This is a genomic window from Selenomonadales bacterium 4137-cl (genome assembly GCA_032334055.1).
In the GTDB taxonomy this organism is placed as follows: Bacteria; Bacillota; Negativicutes; order Sporomusales; family UBA7701; genus Anaeroselena; species Anaeroselena agilis.
Genome location: JAUOZS010000001.1, coordinates 193828 through 215714 on the forward strand (window position 1 = coordinate 193828; position 21887 = coordinate 215714).

The following is a 21887-nucleotide window of genomic DNA, read 5'->3' on the forward strand; positions in this document are numbered from 1 at the left end:
AACAGGCAGCCAAATCTTATGTTCTGGAGGGCGCTATGCTTGTAAAGAATGCCAGGCTCAGGGGGAAAGAAGGCTTGTGGCAGCTCCTCATCAGGGGCGGGAGGTTTGCGGCGGTCGCGCCGCAGGTCGCCAGCGAGGGGGAAGAGATAGTCGACGCGGCCGGCAGGCTGGTCATCCCGCCTTATGTGGAGCCCCATATCCACCTCGATTGCGTGTTCACCGCCGGCGAGCCGCGCTGGAACGAAAGCGGCACGTTGTTCGAGGGGATCGAGCTGTGGGCGGAGCGCAAGAAGTCGGTTGCGGTCGAAGATGTGAAGAGAAGGGCGAAAAAGGCCCTCCAGCTGCAGGTATCCCAGGGGGTGCAGTTCGTCCGCAGCCATGTCGATACGACCGACCCCGCGCTTACGGCCCTACGGGCGCTGTTGGCGGTGAAGGAAGAGGTCAGGGAGCTTATCGAACTGCAACTGGTCGCTTTTCCCCAGGAGGGGATTTTGTCCTTCCCGCAAGGGCGCGAGCTGTTGGAAAAAGCCGTGAAATTGGGTGCGGATGTCGTCGGCGCCATCCCCCACTACGAGTTTACCCGCGAATACGGGGTGGAATCGGTGAAATTCGCGCTCGCCCTGGCCGAGAAACACGGCCGGAGGGTCGATATCCACTGCGACGAGACGGACGATCCGGCCTCGCGGTTTCTGGAGACGGTGGCGGCGGAAGCTCATCGCCTGGGCATGGGGGCGAGGGTGACGGCAAGTCACACGACGGCGATGCATTCCTACGACAACGCGTACGCGAACAAGCTATTCCGGCTGCTCAGGCTATCCGGCGTAAGCATCGTCGCCTGTCCGACCGAGAACATCCACCTGCAGGGGCGCTTCGACACTTTCCCGAAGCGCCGGGGCGTCACGCGGGTCAGGGAGCTGCTGGGCGCAGGCGTCAATGTGGCCATCGCCCAGGATTCGATCATGGACCCCTGGTATCCGCTGGGGACAGGCAACCCGCTGCGCGAACTGGACATGTGCCTTCATGTCTGCCAGATGATGGGCTACGGGGAGATTATCCGCTCGCTTGATCTGGTGACCGACAACGGCGCGAGGGTGCTGGGGGTGGAAGGGAGCTACGGCATCGAGCCTGGTAAGCCGGCCAACCTGCTTATTCTCGATGCCGAGAGCGAAGTTGAGGCGATTCGCAACCTGGCGGGCGTGTTGTACTCCATCCGCGACGGCCGGATGATCGTGAAAAGGCGGCCGGCCGAGACGGATATGGAGATTGTCGGATGACGGACCACGGGGTTGCTGTGCCTGAACGAGCCGGAAGCGGGCTTGAAGGGCCGCGGGCGAAGGAGTACGCCGCCGTCGAGCCTGTGCCGATTGAAGACCGTAATATCGGTCCGGGGGATATGTTCGCCACATGGGTGGGGGCTAACGCGAACAACGGTACCTGGTATGTGGGCGGAGTGGTCGCTGCTGCCTGCTTTGTGCCGTCGCTGTATGTGACGGCACTGGCGAACCCCGTCGCGTACATTGTCATGGCGCTGGTGGGGTTAATCGGCTTTCGGGCCGGGGTGTCGACGATGGCCATCACCCGCTTTGCGTTTGGTATCAGGGGCAGCCTGCTGCCTTCGCTGCTGAATACGACGCAGTTCATCGGCTGGACGGCGGTCAACACATTCATTGCCGCGATTTCCGTGAGCTTCGTGCTAAAGGAGCTGCTCGGCTGGCCGGCCTACGGCGAGCCGGGGAGCGATGCGACAATGCTGGCGGGAATCGTGGTTATGAGTGCGCTGCATCTTGTCTCGATCGCCGCCGGTCACAATTCGGTAAAAATCGTGGAACGCGTGGGCGTGGCGCTGGTGGTGCTGCTGGCGGCGTGGGAGACAGCCGTGGTTTTCCAGCAGGTGTCGCTGAGTCAGATAGTCGCCTGGCGGCCGCCGCCCGACAAAGCGCTGCCCTTCGGGGCGGCAATGGATATCATGGCGGCGTTCAGCCTTGGCTGGGTGCCGGCGATCGCGGAATTCACCCGTTATTGCAAAACGAAAACATCGGCCACCTGGGTGCCGATGCTGGGGGCGAATGTCGGGTTGTTCTGGTTCGCGCTGACCGGCACGGTGGTAACAATCGGGGCGGCGGTGGCTACGGGAAGCTATGACCCGAACAATTCCGACCCCAGCGCCGTGGTAAGCAAGCTGGGACTAGGGATGGTGGCGTTCCTGGTCATTATCATCACAAGCACCACGGCCAATGCCATCAATCTTATGGCAGCCGGCATTTCCCTGACGAATATGACCGCGAAGATGAAGGCCCTGCCGGCTTTGTGGGCGGTGACGGCGGTCGCTGCGGCCGTAACCGCCGTGCCGCTGTATACGGGCGGCTTCCTGCACGCCTTCATCCTGTTCCTCGAGTATATCGGCATGGTGTTCGGGCCGGTGTTCGCGATCGTGATCGCGGATTATTACCTGGTGAACCGCGGACGGTATGACGTTGCGGCCATCGACCGGCGGGACGGACGGTACTGGTTCTGTGGCGGCGTCAACCGGCGGGCTGCCGCGGTTTGGGCGGCGGGCGTCACTGTTTTCCTGCTGCTCAGGGAGGCGCCGCTGTGTGTGGAGACTACCGGCGCCACGTTTCCGGCGATGGCGCTGACCGGGGCATTGTACTATTTGGCCGCCGGCGGCCGGCAGGAGCACCACCCTTCAGCGGGCGAGCAGGTGCTGGACGAGCAGCCCGGCGGCGAACAGGAGGCCGAAGAGGGTGTTGGTTTGGGCGGTGGCCACCATAGCGGGCATTAGTTCCGCCGGAGTGGCGCCGCCGCTGAGGAAGCCGCGGACGGCTTTGACGGGTAAGGGAAGGCTGGCGAGCGCGAGCAGGCTCCAGGGGCCGACGACACCGGCTAGCCAGAGATAGACGACCCAGAGAGCGGCGGTGGCGAACATGGCCGCCAGCAGAAAGGTGGCCGGCCTGCGGCCGACAAGGATCGCCAGCGTGCGCCGGCCGTGAAGTTTGTCGCCGTCGAGGTCGCGGATGTTGTTGGACAGCAGGATGGCGCCAATGAGAATGGCGGTGGGAACGGCCACGAGGAAGGCTTCGGCGGAGACGAAGCCGGTTTGGATGAAAAAGGCGACGGCGATGATTACCAGTCCCATGGTGGCGCCGGAGAAGATTTCGCCGAAGGGGGTGGCGGAGAGCGGGTAGGGGCCGCCGGAATAGAGGTAGCCCACGGCTGTGCCGCCGAGGCCGACCGGCAGGAGCCACCAGCTTGTTTGCTGGCAGAGGAAAAGACCGAGGAGGAAGGCAGCCGCGACTGTGAGCCGGGCCAGCGTCAGGACGGTTTGCGGCGTGACGCCGTCGCGCACGAGCGTACCGCTTATGCCGACAGACTGGGCGTTGTCGAGGCCCCGCCGATAGTCGTAATATTCGTTGTACATGTTGGTGGCGGCCTGCAGCAGCATGCTGGTCAGCAGCATGGCGACGAACAGGGGAAGCCTGATTTGTCCGTGGGGCAGCGCGAAGGCGGTGCCGATGGCTACCGGGACGAAGGAGGCGGTGAGGGTGTGGGGGCGGGTGAGTTTAAGCCAGGTATCCCGGGTGGTGCTGGTTTTGGCCGGCGCGCTTGCCGTACCGGGGGCGGTTCTCGTTTTTATCTCCATTGTCGTTTTTCTCTCCCGGCTGATAATAGGCGACGGTTTATGCCGCGGCCTTTTTTATTATAGCAGTGTGGCCGGTTTTTTGACAGACGCTTCCTGGCCCGATTATTTCGGCGGGGAGGATTTTATCGGCCGGCGGGGAATTATCTATAATCTGTCATTAATCTGACATTTGGCGGAAAGTCCATGAGGAGGTAGTTTCAATGACTAAAGGCAAGTGTGCGTTGTGCAAGATTCCTAACAAGATTTGTCGCCAGCCGGGGGGACATAGCCCCGCTTTTTGCTCTACAAATCTGTACGGAGAGGCTATCGCCAAGGCGGCGGAGGAGTATGAAAAGGCCGATATCCACGAGTTTGCCCGCCTTGCCAGTGTGCAGGAAGCGGAATGTTATATCGACAGGGAGGCCAATCCTCATTATCTCTTCCCGGTGAAGCCGAGAATCCAGGAGATTATCGAGTTTTCCCACAAGATGGGCTACCGTCGCCTGGGGCTGGCGTTCTGCGCCGGGCTGCACCAGGAGGCGGAGGTCGTAAGCCGTATTTTCGAGGGGCACGGTCTGGAGGTTGTGTCGGTAATCTGCAAGGTCGGCGGGGTGCCGAAGGAGACGATCGACATCAAGCCGTCCGAGCATGTGAAGATCGGCGAGTACGAGACGATGTGCAACCCGATCGCGCAGGCGGAGGTGCTCAACGCGGCCGGCACCGATTTCAACGTTCTGCTGGGATTGTGCGTGGGGCACGATTCGCTGTTCATCAAATATTCCCAGGCAATGGTAAGCGTGCTGGCGGTTAAGGACAGGGTGCTGGGCCACAATCCGCTGGCGGCGATATATACGAACGATTCTTATTACCAGCGGTTCAAGAACTTCCGTCTGAAGGAGTTGACCGTTAAGGACGGGAAGCAGGAATAACGGGCAGGGCGGTACCCATAGCGCCAACGATAATAAAACGCCTGACGGAGCGGGTTTTCGCGAACGAGGCTGACGATTGCAAATCAAAATTGAGTTGCAATCGTCAGCCTCGTTGCTATATAATGGGCATGAGGTGGGAAGATGGAAATCAGTCTCAGAAGGAACCTGACGGATTTGTCGGCCGATAGGCTCGCTGCGGCGGCTCTCCGGCCGGGCGGGCAGGAGGCAAGGCCCAACCAGCTGCTTAGGGCGGCGGGCCTGACCGGGCGCCGCGATCCTCTTACCGAGCTGCAGCAGAAGATATTGACCGCGGCGATTGCGCTTACCTGTACGAACGGCAGGCCTGACCAGACGCGGACGGTTTACGGGATGAAGATAGGTGATTTCCTGGCGCTTTGCGGGACTGTAGCCGACGACCTTTACGCTTTTGTGGCCAACGAGACCGAGAAATTGGTGAAGAAGGGCGTATGGCTGTACGACGAGCGGACGGGAGAACTGACCCGGACGCAGTGGTTCCAGTCGATCGGTTTCAACGACGGGGAGATCGTTTTCCGGTTTTCCGCGACGGTGCTGGCGCTAATCGCCGCCATCGAGCCCGGCGATACCGAACATCAACTGGTGAAGGGCATCCAGTACAAGGGCAAGCATACCAGGGCCGTCTTCGAGATCATTTGGGCGAGGCGGGCGGCCGGGGTGGTGGAGTACAGCATTTCCGAGCTGATGCAACTGCTCGCGCTGGAGCACACCCGCTACTCGTACGGCCAGCTCAGGCTCCGCGTCCTGGAACCATCCATACAGGAAATATACGACTGGGACGGGGAGATAGCCGTGCGCTTCGGGCCAACCTTTTCCGGCCGCAGGGTCGAAGGGGTGTGGTTCGAGGTGAAGACCGGGGATGAGGCCCGGGAGATCAGGAAGAAGGAGCCCCAGTTCAGGTTCGCGCCGCCGGAGGAGCGACCGGGGCGGGACGGCTGACAGGATAGGGGATGAATTATGGATAAAGGGATCGCCAGGATAGTGTACAAGGCTCTCGACGGCGGTGAGATCACGGCGGCGGAGATCAAAAAGCTGCTGGGCGTCGCATGGCTGTCGGAAGAAGGTTTTTTGCTGCAGTATGCTTCGCGGAAGATGAGCGAGGCAACGGCGCGGGGTAAGGCTGAGGTTCACGGCCAGGTGGGCATCGATATCGGCCCGTGCCCGAAGAACTGCGAATATTGCTCGTTTGCCGCGAAGCATAGTGTTTTCCCTGCCGCCAAGGTTCACCCCCTGGCGGAAATCATCGAGACCTGCCAGGGGCTGGAGGCGGCCGGCGCCAACGCCGTTTACCTGATGGCGACCGCCGCCGTTGCCCTGCCGGAGTACATAAGATACGCGCGGGAGGTACGCGCCGCCCTAAAGCCGGAAACGCCGCTGGTCGCCAATATCGACGATTTCGACGAGGAGGGGGCCAAGGCGCTCAGGAAGGCCGGCATTGCCGGCATTTACCACTGCGTGCGTATCGGTGAGGGCAAGGTGACGGCCATCGATCCGCAGGTGAGGGTCCGCACCATCAAGGCGGCGAAGAAGGCCGGATTGCTGTTGGGCACTAGCGTGGGTCCGGTGGGGCCGGAGCATAGTGTCGAGGAAGTGGCGGCGACGACGGTGCTGACCAGGGAACTCAAGCCGGTGAACAATGCCGCCTGCCGGAGGATCAACATTCCCGGCCTGCCGCTCAGCGCCCACGGGTCGGTCAGTTACGCCCGGATGGCTCATATCCTGGCGGTGGTCAGGCTGGCAAACGGTTACGATATCATCGGGTTCGGCACCCACGAGCCCAACGGAATGGGAGCGATGGCCGGAGCCAACCTGTTCTGGGCGGAGCGGGGGGCCAACCCGCGCGATACCAGCGAGGCCACGGTGCGGGGTTGGACGGTGGAACAGGCGCGGGCGCTGTTGGAGGAAGCAGGCTGGGAAGCGCTGACCGGGCCGTCGGTGATGTTTGGGGGAAGGTAACGGCTGCCAAGGATCGATACGATAAACCGCTTTAAGGAGAGTGTTAACGATGCGCAGTTTTCAGGAATTTGTCGATGGGGCGGGGCAGCCGCTGGTCAGGGACGGGTTTAACGTTTTTCAGGTTAATATGGGTTATGTGTGTAATCTGCGGTGCCGCCACTGCCATCTGGAAGCGGGACCGGACCGGCGGGAGGCGATGAGCCGCGAGGTCGTGGACGACTGCCTGCGGTTCGCCGCGGCGGCCGGGACGATCGACGTGGATATTACCGGCGGGGCGCCGGAGGCGAACGAGAATTTGACTTATTTCATCGGCGAGCTGCGCCGCCTGCCAAATGTCAAGCGCATCATTGTGCGTTCCAATCTGGCGATTCTGGAGGAGCCCGGCAAGACGCACCTGCCGGAGTTTTTCGCCGATCACGGTGTGGAGATCGTTTCGTCGATGCCCTGTTACCTGGAGGACAATGTGGCCGCCCAGCGGGGCGAAGGCATATACGGGAAAAACATCGGGGTGCTGCAGCGGCTGAACGAGCTGGGCTTCGGCACCGGGAAGCTGAAGCTGCATCTGGTGTACAATCCAGGCGGCGCTTACCTGCCTGGCCCGCAGGCCGAGCTTGAGGCGGATTACAAGAAGAATCTCGGCGACAGTTTCGGAATAAGGTTCGATAGTCTGTTTACGATCGCCAATATGCCGATCGGGCGCTTCCGCAGCGATCTGGAGGACCAGGGGCAGCTTGCGGGTTATACGGATATGCTCGCCGAAAGCTCGAACGCGCGCAATCTGGCGCAGGTGATGTGCCGCAGCCAGATAAGTGTGGACTGGCAGGGAAGGCTGTTCGACTGCGATTTCAACCAGGCTCTCGGCCAGCCGGCGGTGGAAGGGACGATCGGTAACGTCACCGTGAAGGATCTGATGGGGCTGCCGATCCGCTGCGGGGACCACTGCTTCGCCTGCACAGCCGGCAGCGGCAGCAGCTGCCAGGGAAGTTTTGACAAATAGGACATTTAAAAACCGGCTTTTCGTCGAAAAAGGAGATATGTAATCATGAGGAACGCGTCAGTGCTGGTTATCGTTGCTTTGCTACTGGTCGCGCTGGCGACAGGCGGCTGCGGCGGCAAGGCAGCTACCCAGCCGCAGGGAACCGCGCCGGGCGGCAAGGAAATTCGCGTCGGTATCGTGCCGCTGCCGCATTACGCTCATATGTGGGTGGCGAAGAAGAAAGGGTTTCTCGACGAGGAGCTTAATAAGGCGGGATACCGGCTGAAGTGGCTGCCGTTCTCGCTGGGCCCGATGGTGAGCGAGGCGTTTGCGGCCGGACGCCTGGATTTCGGGGTTATGGGCGATTTTCCGGCCTTCATTGGCCGGTCCGCCGGCACCGATTACCGGATCGTGGCGGTCGCGTCGGCAGCGCCGAAGGCGCTCGCGATGGTTGTCAAAAAGGATTCGCCCGTCACTGGCGTGGCCGACCTGAAGGGCAAGAAGGTGGCGACGACCAAGGCGGCTTACGGGCAAAAACTGCTGCAACTGCTGCTGGAAAAGAACGGGATGACCACGAAAGATATTCAGTTCATCCATATGTCTATGGACGACCTGGCGACGGCGCTGATGCGCGGCGACGTTGACGCCGGGGTGATGTGGGACCCGCTGCTCACCAGGATGGAAGAGGCTGGCGAGGTAAGGGTCATAGCCGACGGTACGGGCATTTACGAGGCGTACGCCGTGCTGATGGCGAGCGGGGCGACGGTTGACAAGGAGCCGGCGGCGGTCGACGCGGTGCTGAAGGCGTTCCGGCGGGGCGAGGAATATCTGCGGAAGAACCCCGAAGAGTGCACGGGGCTGTTGCTGGAGGATATGCGGATGCCGCGTCCGCTATTGACGAAGGTTGTCGGCAAGTTTAACTACAGCGACCGGATCACCGACAGGTTTGTAGTCGATATGAAGGATACCGAGGCGTTCATGCGTAAGAACGGCCTGCTGAAAAACCCGGTGGCTGTAGAGGCTTTCGTCCGCCGGAAATGATGCTGGGGGATTATGATTATGGAGATGGCGCTAAAGATCGCGGCAACGTATCGAGACAGCCTGGCGGCCGGGCTTCCCTGCTGGAAGAAGGCCGTGGTGCCGGCCGTTCTGCTGGCAGTATGGCAGGCGGTCACCGCCGCTGGTCTGGTGAAACCGATTTTGCTGCCTTCGCCGCTCCAGGTGCTCGAAGCATTCCAGGCGATGGCGGTCAGCGGAGAGTTGGCCGCCCACCTGGGGGCGAGCATCGTACGGGTGCTTGAGGGGTTCGCGCTGGCAGCGGTGCTGGGGGTGGGCCTGGGTCTGGCGCTCGGTATTTTTCCGTTGCTTTTTTCGCTCGCGGACGGCATCATCCAATTGATGAGGCCCATTCCGCCTATTGCCTGGCTGCCGCTGGCCATCCTGTGGTTCGGCATCGAGGAGGGGTCGAAGGTTTTCATCATCACGCTGGGAGCTTTTTTCCCGATTTTCGTGAATGTGCTCGACGGCGTCCGTCAGACGGACCATAAGTTTTTGGAGCTGGCCCGGGTGCTGGAGGTGCCGAAAGGCAAGTTTGTCGCCAAGGTCGTGATTCCCGGGGCATTGCCGTTCATTGCCGCCGGGCTGCGCATCGGGCTGGGTTATGCCTGGATGTGCGTGGTGGCCGCGGAGCTGTCGGCCGGGATGACGGGCATCGGCTATATGCTTACCGACGCGCGGGCGTTGGCGCAGACCGACAGGGTTCTGGTGGGGATGCTGGCGATCGGCGTGGTGGGCAAGGCGATGGACGGCGCGTTGCGTGTGCTGGAAAAGAGGGTTGTAAGATGGAAAACTGCCTTTACCGGGGAATAGGAGACGATCTCTTGGTCGTTTCCGGCCTGGCGAAGATATATAAGGGGCGGGACGGCGAGGTGCCGGCTCTGTCGGGCATAGACCTCAGGGTGGGCAGACAGGAGTTTGTCAGCATCGTGGGCGCGAGCGGCTGCGGAAAAAGCACGCTGCTGAGGATAATCGCCGGGCTGGACGGCGACTACCGGGGCGCGGTGACGGTGCGCGGACGGCGGGTTACCGGCGCCGGCCTGGACAGGGGAATCGTTTTTCAGGAACCGCGGCTGCTGCCGTGGCTGACGGTGGCGGAGAACGTGGCGTTCGCGCTGCAGAAAGGCAGCCGGGAGGAGAAGGCGCTGATAGTCGCCGCCCATCTGGAGAAGGTTGGGCTGACGGGGTTCGCGAAGGCTTATCCGGGGGAGCTGTCCGGCGGGATGGCGCAGCGGGTGGCGATCGCCCGGGCGTTGGTCAACCGGCCGGAGATTCTGCTGCTGGACGAGCCTTTCGGTGCTCTGGACGCGCTTACGCGCCTGAGGATGCAGCACGAGCTGCTCGAATTATGGCGCGACGGCGGGACGACGATGATTATGGTGACCCACGATATCGAGGAGGCCGTTTACCTGGGAGACCGGGTGGTGGTGATGTCAGAACGGCCTGGAACGGTGCGGAAGGAGCTCGCGGTGAATCTGCCGCGGCCGCGGAGCCGTTCCGATGCGGCGTTTCAGTTGCTCCGTCAGGCAATCGGCCGGGAATTTCACGCTGACTTGGGATAAAATCGGCGCGGGAGGGACTGTTCATGGTAACTATCAGGCGGGCGGAGGATTCCGACTTTGGCGATATCTGGCCGATTCTCAAGGAAGTTTTTTCGCGGGGGGATACTTATTCTTTTTCGCCGGATACCTCCGAGAGGGAAGCGTTCCGCATCTGGATGGAGACGCCGCTCGCAACTTATGTCGCGGTGGAGGACGGCAGGGTGATGGGGACATATTTCTTGAAGCCCAATCAGCCCGGGCTGGGAGCGCATGTCTGCAACGCCGGGTATGCCGTCGGTTCCGCGGTCCGCGGCCGGGGAATCGGACGGGCGATGTGCGAGCACTCGCTGAGTGAGGCGCGGGCGCTGGGCTTTAAGGCGATGCAGTTTAATTTCGTTGTGTCCACTAACAAAGCGGCGGTCGAGCTGTGGCAGAAATGCGGGTTCGCGATTGCCGGCCGGCTGCCGAAAGCGTTTGCGCATAAGGATCAAGGGCTGGTGGACGCCTTGGTCATGTACCGGTGGCTAGATTGACGGCTGGCGGCGATATTATGCGAGACGGGGTGTGGTTTCGATGAAAAAGTCTTTGGGAGCGCTGACGCCGGCTATGCCGTTGCCGGTGTGGGTGATCGGCAGCTACGGCGGGGACGGCGCGCCCTGCCTGATGACCGCCGCCTGGTGTGGCGTATGCTGCTCCGAGCCGCCCTGTGTGGCCGTGGCAGTGCGGAATTCGCGATTGACGCATGCTAATATCGCGGCGCGCGGCGCTTTTACCGTCAACATTTCGTCGGAGCGTTACGCGGCTGAGACGGATTATTGCGGTCTCGTTTCGGGACGGGACACGGACAAGTTCGCGGCGACGGGGTTGACGGCGGTCGGCAGCGAGTTGGTGGATGCCCCGTATATCGAGGAGTTTCCCCTGGTGCTCGAGTGCTCGGTGCAGAAGACGGTCGAGCTCGGTAGCCATACCCTGTTCATTGGCAGGGTCGTTGATGCGAAGGCCGATACGGCGGTGCTGGGGGAGAACGGCATGCCCGATATGGCAAGGGTCAAGCCGCTGGCGTGCAGCCCGGCGGACAGGAATTATTACGCCGTCGGCCGGTTGCTGGGAGGGACGTATTCGCTGGGGCGCGGCCTGACCGGGAAGAAAACGGATGATAATAATAAGGAGAGGGGCTGATCCGGATAGCCGGTTGGCCTTTTTTTGCTGTCTGCGGCAGGACGGTGGCTGAAGGGGACGCGAGTTTTTTTTTGGGAAAGGGTGTGTCAAAATGATAAATCAGGTCGGGGGACTCTTTTCTTAACCACGGAAGTTGCTGGGGCGGCGCCCGTTCGACAAGTGAGGAAACGATGGCACGGATATTGCAAGTGCTTATAGATATATAAGCCGGCCGACAGGGCTGATGCCTGATTACGCCGCCGGCACCGGTGGTAACCGGGTAGACAACGAGCCTTTGAGGAGATGGTTTAGATGCAGATGATCAGAGTAGAAGATGCGGTCGGCAGCGTGCTTTGCCACGATATCACCAGGATTGTGCCCGGCAAGGCCAAGGGTCCGGCGTTCAAAAAGGGTCATATCGTCTCCGCGGAAGACATCCCTGAGCTGCTGAAGATGGGCAAGGAGCACCTGTATGTTTGGGAGCTTAACAAGGGGTTCGTGCACGAGAACGATGCCGGTCTTAGGATAGCCCAAGTGCTTAAGGGACAAGGGCTTTCGCTGACCGAACCGAGCGAGGGCAAGGTCAAACTCGTCGCTGAGACCGACGGCCTGTGCGTTATCGACGAGAAGCGCCTGCTGGAGCTTAACATGCTGGAAGAGATCGCTGCGGCGACGGTCAATAACGGCCGGCCGGTTAAGAAAGGGATGGTCGTCGCCGGGGTGAGGGTCATTCCGCTGGTTATCGCGGAGGAGAAGCTGGTGCAGGCGGAAGCAATCGCGCCGGCGGGCGGCATTGTCGAGGTGAAGCCTTTCCGCCCTTACAAGGTGGGGGTGATAACCACCGGCAGCGAGGTTTTTCACGGGAGGATCGAGGACAAGTTCGGACCGGTTGTCAGGGAGAAAGTTGAGGCGTTCGGCTGCCGGGTGATTGCGCACATTATCGTGCCTGACGACGTGGAGCGGATCTCCGGCGCGATTAAAACGCTACTGGCGGGCGGCGCGGAGATGATCCTTACCACCGGCGGCATGTCGGTCGACCCCGACGACGTAACGCCGACCGCCATCAGGGCGGCGGGAGCGTCGATCGTAACTTACGGGGCGCCTGTGCTGCCGGGCGCGATGCTGATGGTCGCTTATATGGATCAGGTGCCGATTCTCGGGCTGCCCGGTTGTGTGATGTATCACAAGACGACGGTTTTTGATCTGGTCCTGACGCAGGTTTTGGCGGGCCAGACGATCACCCGGGAGATGATCGCCAAGCTGGGCATGGGTGGAATGTGCCTTGAGTGCGAGGTTTGCCACTATCCTAAATGCTCGTTCGGCACAGGCGCATAGAGGAGACGTAGAAAGATGAAAAGGAACGTGGCACTGGAAGAAGCCCAGGATTTGCTATTAAGGATGGCCTGCCCGGTTAAGGAGTGCAAAATACCGTTGTTCGACGCCGCCGGCCGGGTTTTGAGCCGGGAGATTAAGGCGCCGATCAACCTGCCGCCGTTCGACAGATCCCCGCTTGACGGGTATGCGGTAAGGGCAGAGGATATTGCGGCGGCATCGGAGGCTTACCCGACCTCTCTCGAGGTGATCGAGGAGGTTGCGGCCGGCTACGCGGCCAGGCAGAGAGTTACGGCGAAGACCGCCATAAAGGTGATGACGGGAGCGCCGATTCCGGCGGGGGCCGACGTGGTTATAAAACATGAGGATGTTACGCGGACGGGGAATATCTGCAAGTTTTTCTATCCGCTTAAGTCGGGCAGCAATATCGTTCGCACCGGCGAGGACGTAAAGAAGGGCGAGTTAATCGCCGCGCCCGGCACGCATGTGTCGCCTGCCATGGTCGGACTAATCGCCGCCCTGGGCTTTGCCGAGGTATCGGTTTACAACAAGGTCAAGGTCGCGGTCATAAGTACGGGCGACGAGCTGGTGGACTGCTCCCAGCCGCTGCAGCCGGGGAAGATTTATAACAGCAACCTGCCCAGCCTGGTGGCGGCTTGTCTGAAGCTGGGCGCGAAAATCACAGCCCTCGGCAACGTACCAGACGAGCTGGATTCGATCGCCGATATTATTTCTCTGGGGCTGGCTGATGCTGACATCGTCATCACGACCGGCGGGGTTTCGGCGGGCGATTACGACGTTGTGCCGGACGCGCTCGACCGGTTAGGGATAAATGTTATTTACCGGGGGGTCAATATGAAACCCGGTTCGCCGGTTCTGGCCGCCGAATACAACAATAAGTTCATCGTCTGCCTGTCAGGCAACCCGGCTGCGGCGCTGGTAACATTCGATCTTATCGCCGTGCCGCTGATCAAGAAAAAGATGGGGCTGACCAGCTACCTGCCAACCAGGCTGGACGCCGTCTTCGAAGGAGAGTTCGGCAAGCCCAGCCCACAGCGCCGCTTTCTGCGCGGCCGCCTGCAGGTGAACGAGGGCGCGAACAGCGTGACGCTGACAGGCGAGCAAAGCAATGGTGTTCTTAAGTCGCTGATTAATTGCAACGCGTATATCGATGTGCCGGCCGGCAGCGGCCGGATGAATGCCGGGCAGGATGTATCGGTGCTGGTCGTCGACGATGTTTTTGGGCACTAGGCGCCGGATCGGGAGGTTATTGCGATGGGGGTCAGCGGCATAGTCCTTGCCGGCGGGCGCAGTTCGCGGATGGGGCGGGACAAGACGTTGCTGGTGGTCGAAAATGAGACGCTTATCGAGCGGACGGTGAAGGAACTGCGCCGCATTACCGACGAAATTATCATCGCGAGCAACGCAACGGCCAAGTATGGCCTGCCGGGCGTCCGGGAGGTGCCGGATGTTTTCCCCGGCATGGGTCCGCTCGGCGGTCTTCATGCCGGTCTGCTCGCGGCGCAGAACGACGTCGTGTTCGCGGTAGCCGCCGATATGCCGTGTTTTACTGATAAACTGGCGGCTTATCTGCTGGGCCGCAAAGGCGACCACGACGCTGTGGTGCCGCGGCCTGGCCAGGAGTGGGAACCGCTTTGCGCCGTATATTCCCGGGCATGCGCCGGACCGATAGAACAGTGCCTGCGGGCAGGGATGAAGAAGGTCTACAGCTTTTATCCGGCGGTGAAGGTGCTTGCCGTGACCGGGGAGGAACTCGGCGCGGCGGGGTTGCCGGCCACTATGTTTTTTAATCTTAACGCCCCGGAGGACCTTGACCTGCTGCGGCGGGGAAATGGACCGGAGGGCGGGCCGGAAGTTTCCGGGTAGAGTCGCCGCGGAATTAGCAGCATATTTAACTTGATCAGGAGGTAGCAATCATGAAAAACGCGACCATTGTATTTACCAAAGTGCCGAAAGCCGGTGTGACCAAAACGCGGCTTACGACCGACCGGGGCGGGATTCTTACGCCAGAGGAAGCAAAAGACCTTTACGAGGGCTGTGTGCTTGACGCAATCAACGCCTGCATCGCCGCCGACTGCGGCGACGTGATGATTTGCTATAATCAGGGCGGCGACCGGGAATATCTCGAGAGCTTTCTGACCCGCGTTTCCAACCGCGCGAGCATCAAGGAAGTGTTCTGCGACGCGGGTGGTTCGTTCGACGAGTGCATGCAGTATGCCGCCGACTACGTTTTGAAGAACGGCAACGCGGAACGGCTGGCTGACAGTCTGCTGATCGTCGGCGGCGACCTGCCCAGCCTGCAGCCTGCGATCATCCGCGACGCAGTAGCGAAGCTGACGCGATTGGCGAAGACCGACGCCGGGATGGCGGCAGCCAGGTTCAAGGGCGAACCGGTCGGGGCGGCCCTTATAGAAGGCGCCTGCCAGGAAGGCGGTTTTTCGATCATCGGTTATACCTACAATACGCCGTTCGAGTTCGACAAGGTATTTTACAATCTGGACGGGATAACGGCGTTGGACGTGGCGCTCGGCAAGGCCCGCGAGCACGGCATCCCGTTCGGGTATGTCGAGATGGTGCCTGACGTCGATATCCCGGTTGACCTGGCGGGCATGATTCCGATGGTGAGAAGCATCCAACTGGCGGCCCGCTACGACGACGCGGTTATGCTGCCGGTCAATACCATCAGGGTGCTGGATGAAATCGGCCTGGAGGCCACCTCGCCGCCGTCGCCGCAACGCTAAAGGACGGCCGCAAGGCTGGCCGGAAAGGGCGGAACCGAGATGGAGAACAAGGTAAAAGAGTTGGCGGAAAGGTGTATCGAGTGCGGGCTATGCAAAGGGTGTTGCCCGTTGCTCGCCGGGATGGAGGAGTCGCCCGGCAAGGCGGCGGCGCGGGGGGCGACGGCGGAGGAGTCGTTCAGCTGCGCGTTGTGCGGCTGCTGTGAAGCCGTATGCCCGGTAGGGGTGAGCCCTAAAGAGCTGTTCGCCGCGGGACGGCGCGCTGCCATAGCGGCCGAAGACTTCAGGCTGGACGAGTATTTGTACCTTCTTCCCGACCGCGACAACAATTTGATGAGTGTTTATCGCCGCTTCAGCGGCATCGACTATGGCGATATCGCCGTGAAAGGCGAGGCGTCACGGTGTTTTTTCCCGGGATGTACGCTGATGACTTACGCTCCCGAGCTGACGCGGGCGGTGTTTTCCCGGCTGCAGAAAGACTGTGGCTGCGACGGGATGCTTACCGACTGTTGCGGTAAACCACTGACCCAGATGGGCTTGCCGCAACGGGCGGAGGCTGCGGCCGCTAAACTTGTGGCGCGGCTTAAGGCGCATGCGGTCCGCGAGGTTATCGTCGCTTGCCCGGGCTGTTATTACGAGCTGTTGCCGGTGCTTGCGGCGGCGGGGGTAACTTTAAAGACTGTTTATGAGGTGCTTGAGCTGCCGTCCGTCGATGGTGCCGGCCGGATATGCACCGTTCACGATTCGTGCCCCGACAGGCGTGAGGGCGTTTTCGGCCGCCAGGTGCGCGCGGCGCTGGCGAAGAGCGGTTTTCAGACGGTGGAAATGTCTCACAGCGGGAAAAAGACCATCTGCTGCGGAAGCGGGGGAATGATTTCGAGTTTCCGCCCCGACTTCACGGAGGAGTTTGTGGGACGGCGCCTCGCGGAGGTGCGGGAGTCGAAGGCCGAGATTCTCGCAAACTACTGCGCCAGTTGTACCGCGAAATTCGCGGCGGCCGCGGACGATGTCTGTGTTGTGCATGCATTGAGTCTGCTGCTGGGGCGGGACGACGATTTCACCGCCGCGAAGAAGAGGATGGCCGCAATGCTGGAGGGCCCGGAGGGAGACGAGATCTGGGCAAGAATTATGGCTGATTGACCACGAGAGGAGTTTTAACTAGTGCAGAACAAGATGCTTGCCGAAGCGATGCGGAAGGCGCTTACCCTTCGGTGGTCTCCGGTAGCCGTTCGGCTGCTGCGGCCCGGTGAGGCGGTTCCCGAGGGGGTTGTCGAGCCGGCGGACCGGATCAGGCACTGCCAATCGATAACCGCCGCCAGGCGGGGGAATTGCCTTTATATTCCGCCGCGGAAACACGCCTGCCCCGACGGGGCCGGCATAATGGGGCTTATCACCATGTCTCCCAAGCTGCGGTCGGGTGACCTGTACCTGTTGTTCAAGAAATTGCCCACGATCGAGTGCGCCCGCAAGATGATCGCCTCGCGGCCGGAGTTTGCGCCCGGCAGTTATACGGCGACGGTGCTCGCACCTCTGGAGAAGGCGACGTTCGAGCCTGATGTGGTGATCATGACCTTGTTGCCGGAACAGGCGATGTGGCTGTGCTGCGCATCCACCTACGGCAGCGGCGACCGGCAGGTGTTCCACACCTCCGGCTACAATTCGACCTGCGCCGATTTGACCGTCCAGGTGATGAAAAGCCAACAGATGAATATCTCGTTCGGCTGTTACGGGGCAAGGGCTTCTTCCGATGTCGAGGATGCCGAGGTGTATGTGTCGATTCCCTACGGGCAGTTGCCCACGATCGTAGCTTCGCTGGAGAAGCTGGCGGCCAAGAGCATTCCCGAGGCGCGGCGGCGTCTATATATGCCGCCGGTGATCGACAGCACGGCCCATACGGGCGGGGCGGCAGCTTCGCAGCGGGTAGAAGTGGTCATCGACGCGAACCGTTGCAACGGGTGCGGGATATGCGAGGCTTTTTGCCCGGAGTATGTGCTGGAGCTTGCGGAAACTGCCGACGGCGAAAAAGCCCGGGTGGCCGCTGGCGATAAATGCTGCGCCTGTTATACCTGCGTAGGACAATGCCCGCAGCAGGCTATCCAGTTAAGGCCTGCCGGCAGAGGCTGATTTTAAGACGCAAAATGCAAAAAAAGCATCATTTTGAGAAGCGGACCGGGTTGTGGCGGTAAGACGGCTTTGCGGCCGTGACTGTACCGGGGGCTTGTTTCAAGGGATTATGGCCTTTTATACGAGTTGGTATGAATCTTGCTTCTAAGTATTACAGGCCGAAAAGCCCGCGAGGAGGATGCGATCTGGACAGGACGATTACTTTCGCCGAGCCGGCCGACGAGGAGACATTGCGCACCATGTTTACCGCCGCTGGCATGGACCTTGCCGGGGAGGCCGAGGAGCACGTCGTGCTCAGGGACGGCGCCAATATCCTGGCAGGCGGCCGGCTGTACCAGGCGGATGAGGATCTGTTCCATCTGCTGGTGTTCGCGGTGGCCCAGGGGGAACGCGGCCGGGGGACGGGCCGCCGCCTGATGCGGGAGCTGTGTGAGCGGCCGTGGGAGTATTGCCGTGATGCGGTGGAGCCTACTGGCGGTACATTCAGGATTACGACGATGGCGAAAGGGGAGTCTGCGGCTTTTTACAAGCGGTGTGACTACCGCGAGTGCGAAGCATCGCTGCTGCCGCCGCCTTTCGACAGCCAGTGCGAGGATTGTCCCGACTGCGAGCAGTGCGGCCCGGTAGCGATGGTGTATTCGCGAACCTGACGCAAAGGCTCCGTTTGAGGAGGAAAATAGAGATGCCGTCATCTTTCAAAATACTGGGAAGCGGGGCAGGACCCGGGGCGCCTTCTTTCTTCTGCGATTGCCCGGGTTGCAGGGAGGCCAGGGATAATCCCGCAAGCGCAAGAACGCGCAGCGGGGCGCTCATCACCACTGAGCAGGGCAATGTTCTTGTCGACGCCCCTCCTGATCTCAGGGCGCAGCTTATCAGGGAGCGGGTAACCAGAATCGACAACGTGCTGCTTACCCACTGGCATTACGATCACTTCGGCGGTCTGGGCGAGCTTGAATATTACGTGAAGCTGGAGCGCAAGGAACCGATACCACTATTTCTGCCGCCCAGCGCCAGAGCCCAGTTCGCCGCCGCTTTTCCGAATCTGTCGGAGGTTTTCAGGGTTTTTTCCTGGGCTTTCAATCTAGAGTATCGCTTCGGTGATTTGGGCATTACGCCGCTGCCTGCCGAGCACGGGGTCGAAACCGCCGGCTTTCTCGTGAAGTCGCCGACTAAAAGTCTGGCCTATTTCCCAGACACGGCCGGCTTGTCAACGGCGACGGCCAGGATACTGGAAGGGGTGCACTGGCTGGTCTGCGACGCCACCTTCTACGGCGAGAACTGGTATCCGAACAGCCACATGTCGGTGGAGCAGGCGATTGAACTCGGACGGGAAGTGAAAGCCCGCCACACGGTGCTCACTCATTTGGCCGTCCATTACAGCCAGCCTGCCACCAGCAGGGAACTGGCGGCTGCCGTCGCTCCGCACCAGGGTGTGTCGGTGGCACACGACGGCATGGTAATCGAGCTATAGCTGTTTTTACGGTTGCGGGACTATTGCCCGGTAAACAGGTTTGGGGGGCGTTGATATGTTGGACACTTACGAGCGCAATATCAATTATTTGCGGATTTCGGTAACCGATCGCTGCAATTTCCGCTGTGTTTATTGCATGCCTCCCCAGGGGAAACGGTGGCTGGATCATGACGATATCCTCACTTATGAGGAATTGCTGCGGCTGATTGAGGTGTTCAACCGGGAAGGCGTTACCAAGATCCGGCTTACCGGCGGGGAGCCGTTGGTGAGGAAAGGGATCGTGGAGTTTATCGCGGCGGTCACGGCGCTCGGGCGGATCAAGGATATTTCGCTGACGACCAACGGCAGCCTGCTGCCGCCGCTGGCCAAGGATTTGAAGGCCGCCGGCCTGAGCAGGGTTAATATAAGTTTGGATACGGTAAACCCTGCCAGCTTCGCCCGGCTGACGACCTGCGGGCGGCTGGAAGATACCATGAAGGGGATCGAAAGCGCGATGGAGGCCGGGTTGGCGCCGGTCAAGCTCAACGTGGTTTTGACCGAGGCTTTGACGGAGAAAGACCTTGCGTACTTTGTCGAGCTTGTTTACAGGCATCCGATCGCGGTCCGGTTTATCGAGTATATGCCTATCGGCGGCCGCGGTTTTGGCGGTGGGCCGGATATCGCCACGGTTAAGAAGATGCTGAACGAGGCGGGAAGGGCCCTTTTGAAGCCGACCGGCACCGTCCGCGGCAACGGACCGGCGAAGTATTACCAGTTTCCCAGAGCGCAAGGGGCGTTCGGATTCATCACGCCGATATCGGAGCATTTCTGCAGCGCATGCAACCGCCTGCGGCTGACCGCCGATGGCAAGCTGCGGCCGTGCCTGCTTTCAAACGACGAGATTGATGTTAAAACCCCCCTCAGGAACGGGGCCAGCGACCGCGAACTGGCGGAACTGTTTCACGCCGCCGTTGCGGCGAAACCGCAGGGGCATTCGCTTTGCCGGTCGAGCGGTTTTCCTGACTTCGAGCGGACGATGTCGCAAATCGGCGGCTGAGAATTATGGAAGAAATCTATATCGCGAAGGTGGCGATAGCGTGGAGTTGACGCATTTTAACGAAGCGGGACGGGCCCGGATGGTGGATGTTTCCGGCAAGGGCGACAGCGTACGCGAGGCGGTCGCAGAGGGAAAAATAAGGATGTTGCCCGCTACCCTGGAGTTGGTGAAGCAGGGACTGTTGAGCAAGGGTGATGTTCTCGGCGTCGCCCAGGTCGCCGGCATTATGGGCGCGAAGGCTACCTGGCAGTTGATACCGATGTGTCATCCGCTGCTGCTGTCAGGGATCAATATCGAATTCAACGTGGATGAGGCGGATAGTTCCGTCGGAATAGCCGCGACCGTCAGGACCACCGGCAAAACCGGGGTTGAGATGGAGGCGCTGACGGCGGTCAGTGTTGCCGCTTTGACCGTGTACGATATGTGCAAGGCCGTTGATAAGGGAATGGTTATCGAGTATGTTCGGCTGGTAGCGAAATCAGGCGGCAAGAGCGGAACTTACCGCCGGGAAAGCTGATAATTTCTTCGTAAAGGAGACACCGGGATGCAGGGAAAGGTTGTCGCGGTATGTACCAGTGCCAATAAAGGGGAACGCAAGAAAAATGTCGGCAGCGCGCGACTGGTGGCGGATCTCGGGCTCGAAGGTGACGCCCACGCCGGGTTCGCCCACCGTCAGGTGAGCCTTCTTGCGTTGGAAAGTATTGATAAGATGAGGCAGGCGGGCCTGGATGTAAATCCGGGCGATTTCGCCGAGAATCTTACCACGGAAGGTTTAAATCTGCCGCAATTGCCGGTGGGGACGCGCCTCAAAATCGGCGGCGCCGTTTTGGAGGTTAGCCAGATCGGCAAGGAATGTCACCACCGCTGCGCGATCTACTACCAGGCGGGTGACTGCGTAATGCCCAAGGAGGGTATTTTCGCGACCGTGGTTTCAGGAAATACGGTTAGCACGGGTGACACGATCGAGGTATTGAATTAGGTCCGACGGCCTCAGAATACGATGACCGGAATGGGAGGAGTAGTAATGCTTATTAGTTATCGGCACTATACGACAGCGGCCATGGTGGATGTGCTGACAATGGAAAATGTATATTTCTCCCGCGGCAACTTCGTCGATCAGGGGCGTCTGCACAGGCCGGACACTGTTTCGCTGCGCATCGAGAAATGCGGCAACATCGGCGGCGGGACGGTCGTTATCGACTGCGAAGTATACAATAGGGTGGAAAGCATTGAAGACATCCTGAACAAGAAGGGCTTTGCCAAGGACGAGGCGGCGGGGAAAAGGTTCAAGCAATGGCACTTTTCCTTCCAGCGCACGATCGATGCGGGTAAACTGGCCGGCATGGTGATGGCGCAGATTAACGAGGCTGTGGAGGACATGCCGCTTTTGATGTACGCTTCACCCGCACAGCGGGCACTGGCCGACTATTACGGATTTATGACTTCCAGCCGCCCCAAGATAAGATACAGCGATGTCATGCAGCATTTGGGGTACTGGGATGACGGCAAGTTGTACGAATTGGACGCGTATGCCGACGATGCCGACCGGGAATTTTTCGTGGCAAAGTATAAAAGAGGCCGCTGGACAGCCTGGGCGAGCGGCGATCTGCTCATGCCGCTGTTCGCGTCGGAGAGCGAGGCAAAGCAGTATCTATCGACCAGGATTAAGCGGGTCTGCCAGTTTCGCCCGACAATCGCGACGGTCGCTCAGGCTCCCAAAGGCTGTATGCCGAGTGTTTACGCCTTGGTCGATCAGACAAAGAACGTCAAGGAGAGGATGGCGTGGCTGCGCTGCGAGCTCGACCGCCTCGAAGCGCAGAGCGAGACCTACTGCTCCTAGGTAGCTGAATAAAAAAGGCCCGGATCCCGGTGGGGATTCGGGCCTTTTTGGTTC

At 60.6% G+C, this 21887-nt stretch carries 24 protein-coding genes; 23 read left to right on the top strand and 1 reads right to left on the bottom strand.

Annotation, left to right across the window (positions count from 1 at the left end; all coding sequences use genetic code 11):
* Nucleotides 1-35 precede the first annotated feature (35 nt).
* Both codA and Q4T40_00880 read left to right on the top strand, forming a co-directional pair.
* Nucleotides 36-1274: a cytosine deaminase gene (gene codA, locus Q4T40_00875; GenBank protein MDT8899801.1), complete on the top strand. Its 1239-nt coding sequence runs from the start codon at nt 36-38 to the stop codon at nt 1272-1274.
* The gene (locus tag Q4T40_00880; GenBank protein MDT8899802.1) at nt 1271-2782 is read left to right on the top strand and encodes a cytosine permease; all 1512 of its coding nucleotides are present in this window, start codon (nt 1271-1273) and stop codon (nt 2780-2782) included. The genes codA and Q4T40_00880 overlap by 4 nt, the downstream gene beginning before the upstream one ends.
* Here Q4T40_00880 and Q4T40_00885 read toward each other — a convergent pair.
* Nucleotides 2687-3640 (bottom strand): 1,4-dihydroxy-2-naphthoate polyprenyltransferase, encoded by a 954-nt coding sequence (locus tag Q4T40_00885; GenBank protein MDT8899803.1) that lies wholly within the window; start codon nt 3638-3640, stop codon nt 2687-2689. The genes Q4T40_00880 and Q4T40_00885 overlap by 96 nt on opposite strands.
* A gap of 200 nt (nt 3641-3840) precedes the next feature.
* On the opposite strand from Q4T40_00885, the gene Q4T40_00890 reads away from it, so the two are divergent.
* The 21 genes from Q4T40_00890 (at nt 3841) to Q4T40_00990 (ending at nt 21833) form a co-directional block, all read left to right on the top strand.
* Nucleotides 3841-4548 (top strand): DUF1847 domain-containing protein, encoded by a 708-nt coding sequence (locus tag Q4T40_00890; protein ID MDT8899804.1) that lies wholly within the window; start codon nt 3841-3843, stop codon nt 4546-4548.
* Nucleotides 4549-4689: 141 nt separating this feature from the next.
* Nucleotides 4690-5523 carry a replication initiation protein gene (locus tag Q4T40_00895; protein MDT8899805.1) on the top strand — a complete coding sequence of 278 codons (834 nt, stop codon included), beginning with the start codon at nt 4690-4692 and terminating at the stop codon, nt 5521-5523.
* 18 nt (nt 5524-5541) lie between these two features.
* The gene (locus Q4T40_00900) at nt 5542-6540 is read left to right on the top strand and encodes a radical SAM protein (GenBank protein MDT8899806.1); all 999 of its coding nucleotides are present in this window, start codon (nt 5542-5544) and stop codon (nt 6538-6540) included.
* 49 nt (nt 6541-6589) lie between these two features.
* Complete coding sequence (gene arsS / locus Q4T40_00905) at nt 6590-7537, top strand: arsenosugar biosynthesis radical SAM protein ArsS (protein ID MDT8899807.1); 948 nt, start codon at nt 6590-6592, stop codon at nt 7535-7537.
* A 45-nt stretch (nt 7538-7582) separates the two neighbouring features.
* Nucleotides 7583-8557 (top strand): aliphatic sulfonate ABC transporter substrate-binding protein, encoded by a 975-nt coding sequence (locus tag Q4T40_00910; GenBank protein ID MDT8899808.1) that lies wholly within the window; start codon nt 7583-7585, stop codon nt 8555-8557.
* A gap of 18 nt (nt 8558-8575) precedes the next feature.
* Nucleotides 8576-9385, top strand: coding sequence for an ABC transporter permease (locus Q4T40_00915; protein ID MDT8899809.1), 810 nt, complete (start codon nt 8576-8578; stop codon nt 9383-9385).
* On the top strand, nt 9358-10134 hold the full coding sequence (locus Q4T40_00920; protein MDT8899810.1) for an ABC transporter ATP-binding protein: 777 nt from the start codon (nt 9358-9360) through the stop codon (nt 10132-10134). The genes Q4T40_00915 and Q4T40_00920 overlap by 28 nt, the downstream gene beginning before the upstream one ends.
* Nucleotides 10135-10157: 23 nt before the next feature.
* Nucleotides 10158-10646 (top strand): GNAT family N-acetyltransferase, encoded by a 489-nt coding sequence (locus tag Q4T40_00925; protein ID MDT8899811.1) that lies wholly within the window; start codon nt 10158-10160, stop codon nt 10644-10646.
* 40 nt (nt 10647-10686) lie between these two features.
* Nucleotides 10687-11292 (top strand): flavin reductase family protein, encoded by a 606-nt coding sequence (locus Q4T40_00930; GenBank protein ID MDT8899812.1) that lies wholly within the window; start codon nt 10687-10689, stop codon nt 11290-11292.
* Nucleotides 11293-11583: 291 nt separating this feature from the next.
* Nucleotides 11584-12606, top strand: a complete 1023-nt coding sequence (locus Q4T40_00935; GenBank protein ID MDT8899813.1) for a molybdopterin-binding protein — start codon at nt 11584-11586, stop codon at nt 12604-12606.
* A gap of 15 nt (nt 12607-12621) precedes the next feature.
* Nucleotides 12622-13854 (top strand): molybdopterin molybdotransferase MoeA, encoded by a 1233-nt coding sequence (locus Q4T40_00940; protein MDT8899814.1) that lies wholly within the window; start codon nt 12622-12624, stop codon nt 13852-13854.
* A gap of 24 nt (nt 13855-13878) precedes the next feature.
* Nucleotides 13879-14490 (top strand): molybdenum cofactor guanylyltransferase, encoded by a 612-nt coding sequence (locus Q4T40_00945; protein ID MDT8899815.1) that lies wholly within the window; start codon nt 13879-13881, stop codon nt 14488-14490.
* Between the two features lie 50 nt (nt 14491-14540).
* A complete protein-coding gene (locus Q4T40_00950; protein ID MDT8899816.1) occupies nt 14541-15365 on the top strand; it encodes a DUF2064 domain-containing protein in 825 nt (274 codons plus the stop codon).
* Between the two features lie 39 nt (nt 15366-15404).
* Complete coding sequence (locus tag Q4T40_00955) at nt 15405-16502, top strand: (Fe-S)-binding protein (GenBank protein ID MDT8899817.1); 1098 nt, start codon at nt 15405-15407, stop codon at nt 16500-16502.
* 21 nt (nt 16503-16523) lie between these two features.
* The gene (locus tag Q4T40_00960) at nt 16524-17486 is read left to right on the top strand and encodes a DUF169 domain-containing protein (GenBank protein ID MDT8899818.1); all 963 of its coding nucleotides are present in this window, start codon (nt 16524-16526) and stop codon (nt 17484-17486) included.
* A gap of 131 nt (nt 17487-17617) precedes the next feature.
* Nucleotides 17618-18136 carry a GNAT family N-acetyltransferase gene (locus Q4T40_00965; GenBank protein MDT8899819.1) on the top strand — a complete coding sequence of 173 codons (519 nt, stop codon included), beginning with the start codon at nt 17618-17620 and terminating at the stop codon, nt 18134-18136.
* Between the two features lie 32 nt (nt 18137-18168).
* Entirely contained in the window at nt 18169-18957 is a 789-nt protein-coding gene (locus Q4T40_00970; GenBank protein MDT8899820.1) for an MBL fold metallo-hydrolase, read from the top strand.
* Between the two features lie 55 nt (nt 18958-19012).
* Nucleotides 19013-19993 carry a GTP 3',8-cyclase MoaA gene (gene moaA, locus Q4T40_00975; GenBank protein ID MDT8899821.1) on the top strand — a complete coding sequence of 327 codons (981 nt, stop codon included), beginning with the start codon at nt 19013-19015 and terminating at the stop codon, nt 19991-19993.
* Nucleotides 19994-20033: 40 nt separating this feature from the next.
* Nucleotides 20034-20510, top strand: coding sequence for a cyclic pyranopterin monophosphate synthase MoaC (gene moaC, locus Q4T40_00980; protein ID MDT8899822.1), 477 nt, complete (start codon nt 20034-20036; stop codon nt 20508-20510).
* 27 nt (nt 20511-20537) lie between these two features.
* Entirely contained in the window at nt 20538-20972 is a 435-nt protein-coding gene (locus Q4T40_00985) for an MOSC domain-containing protein (protein ID MDT8899823.1), read from the top strand.
* A gap of 45 nt (nt 20973-21017) precedes the next feature.
* On the top strand, nt 21018-21833 hold the full coding sequence (locus Q4T40_00990; GenBank protein MDT8899824.1) for a hypothetical protein: 816 nt from the start codon (nt 21018-21020) through the stop codon (nt 21831-21833).
* The last annotated feature ends 54 nt before the right edge of the window (nt 21834-21887 follow it).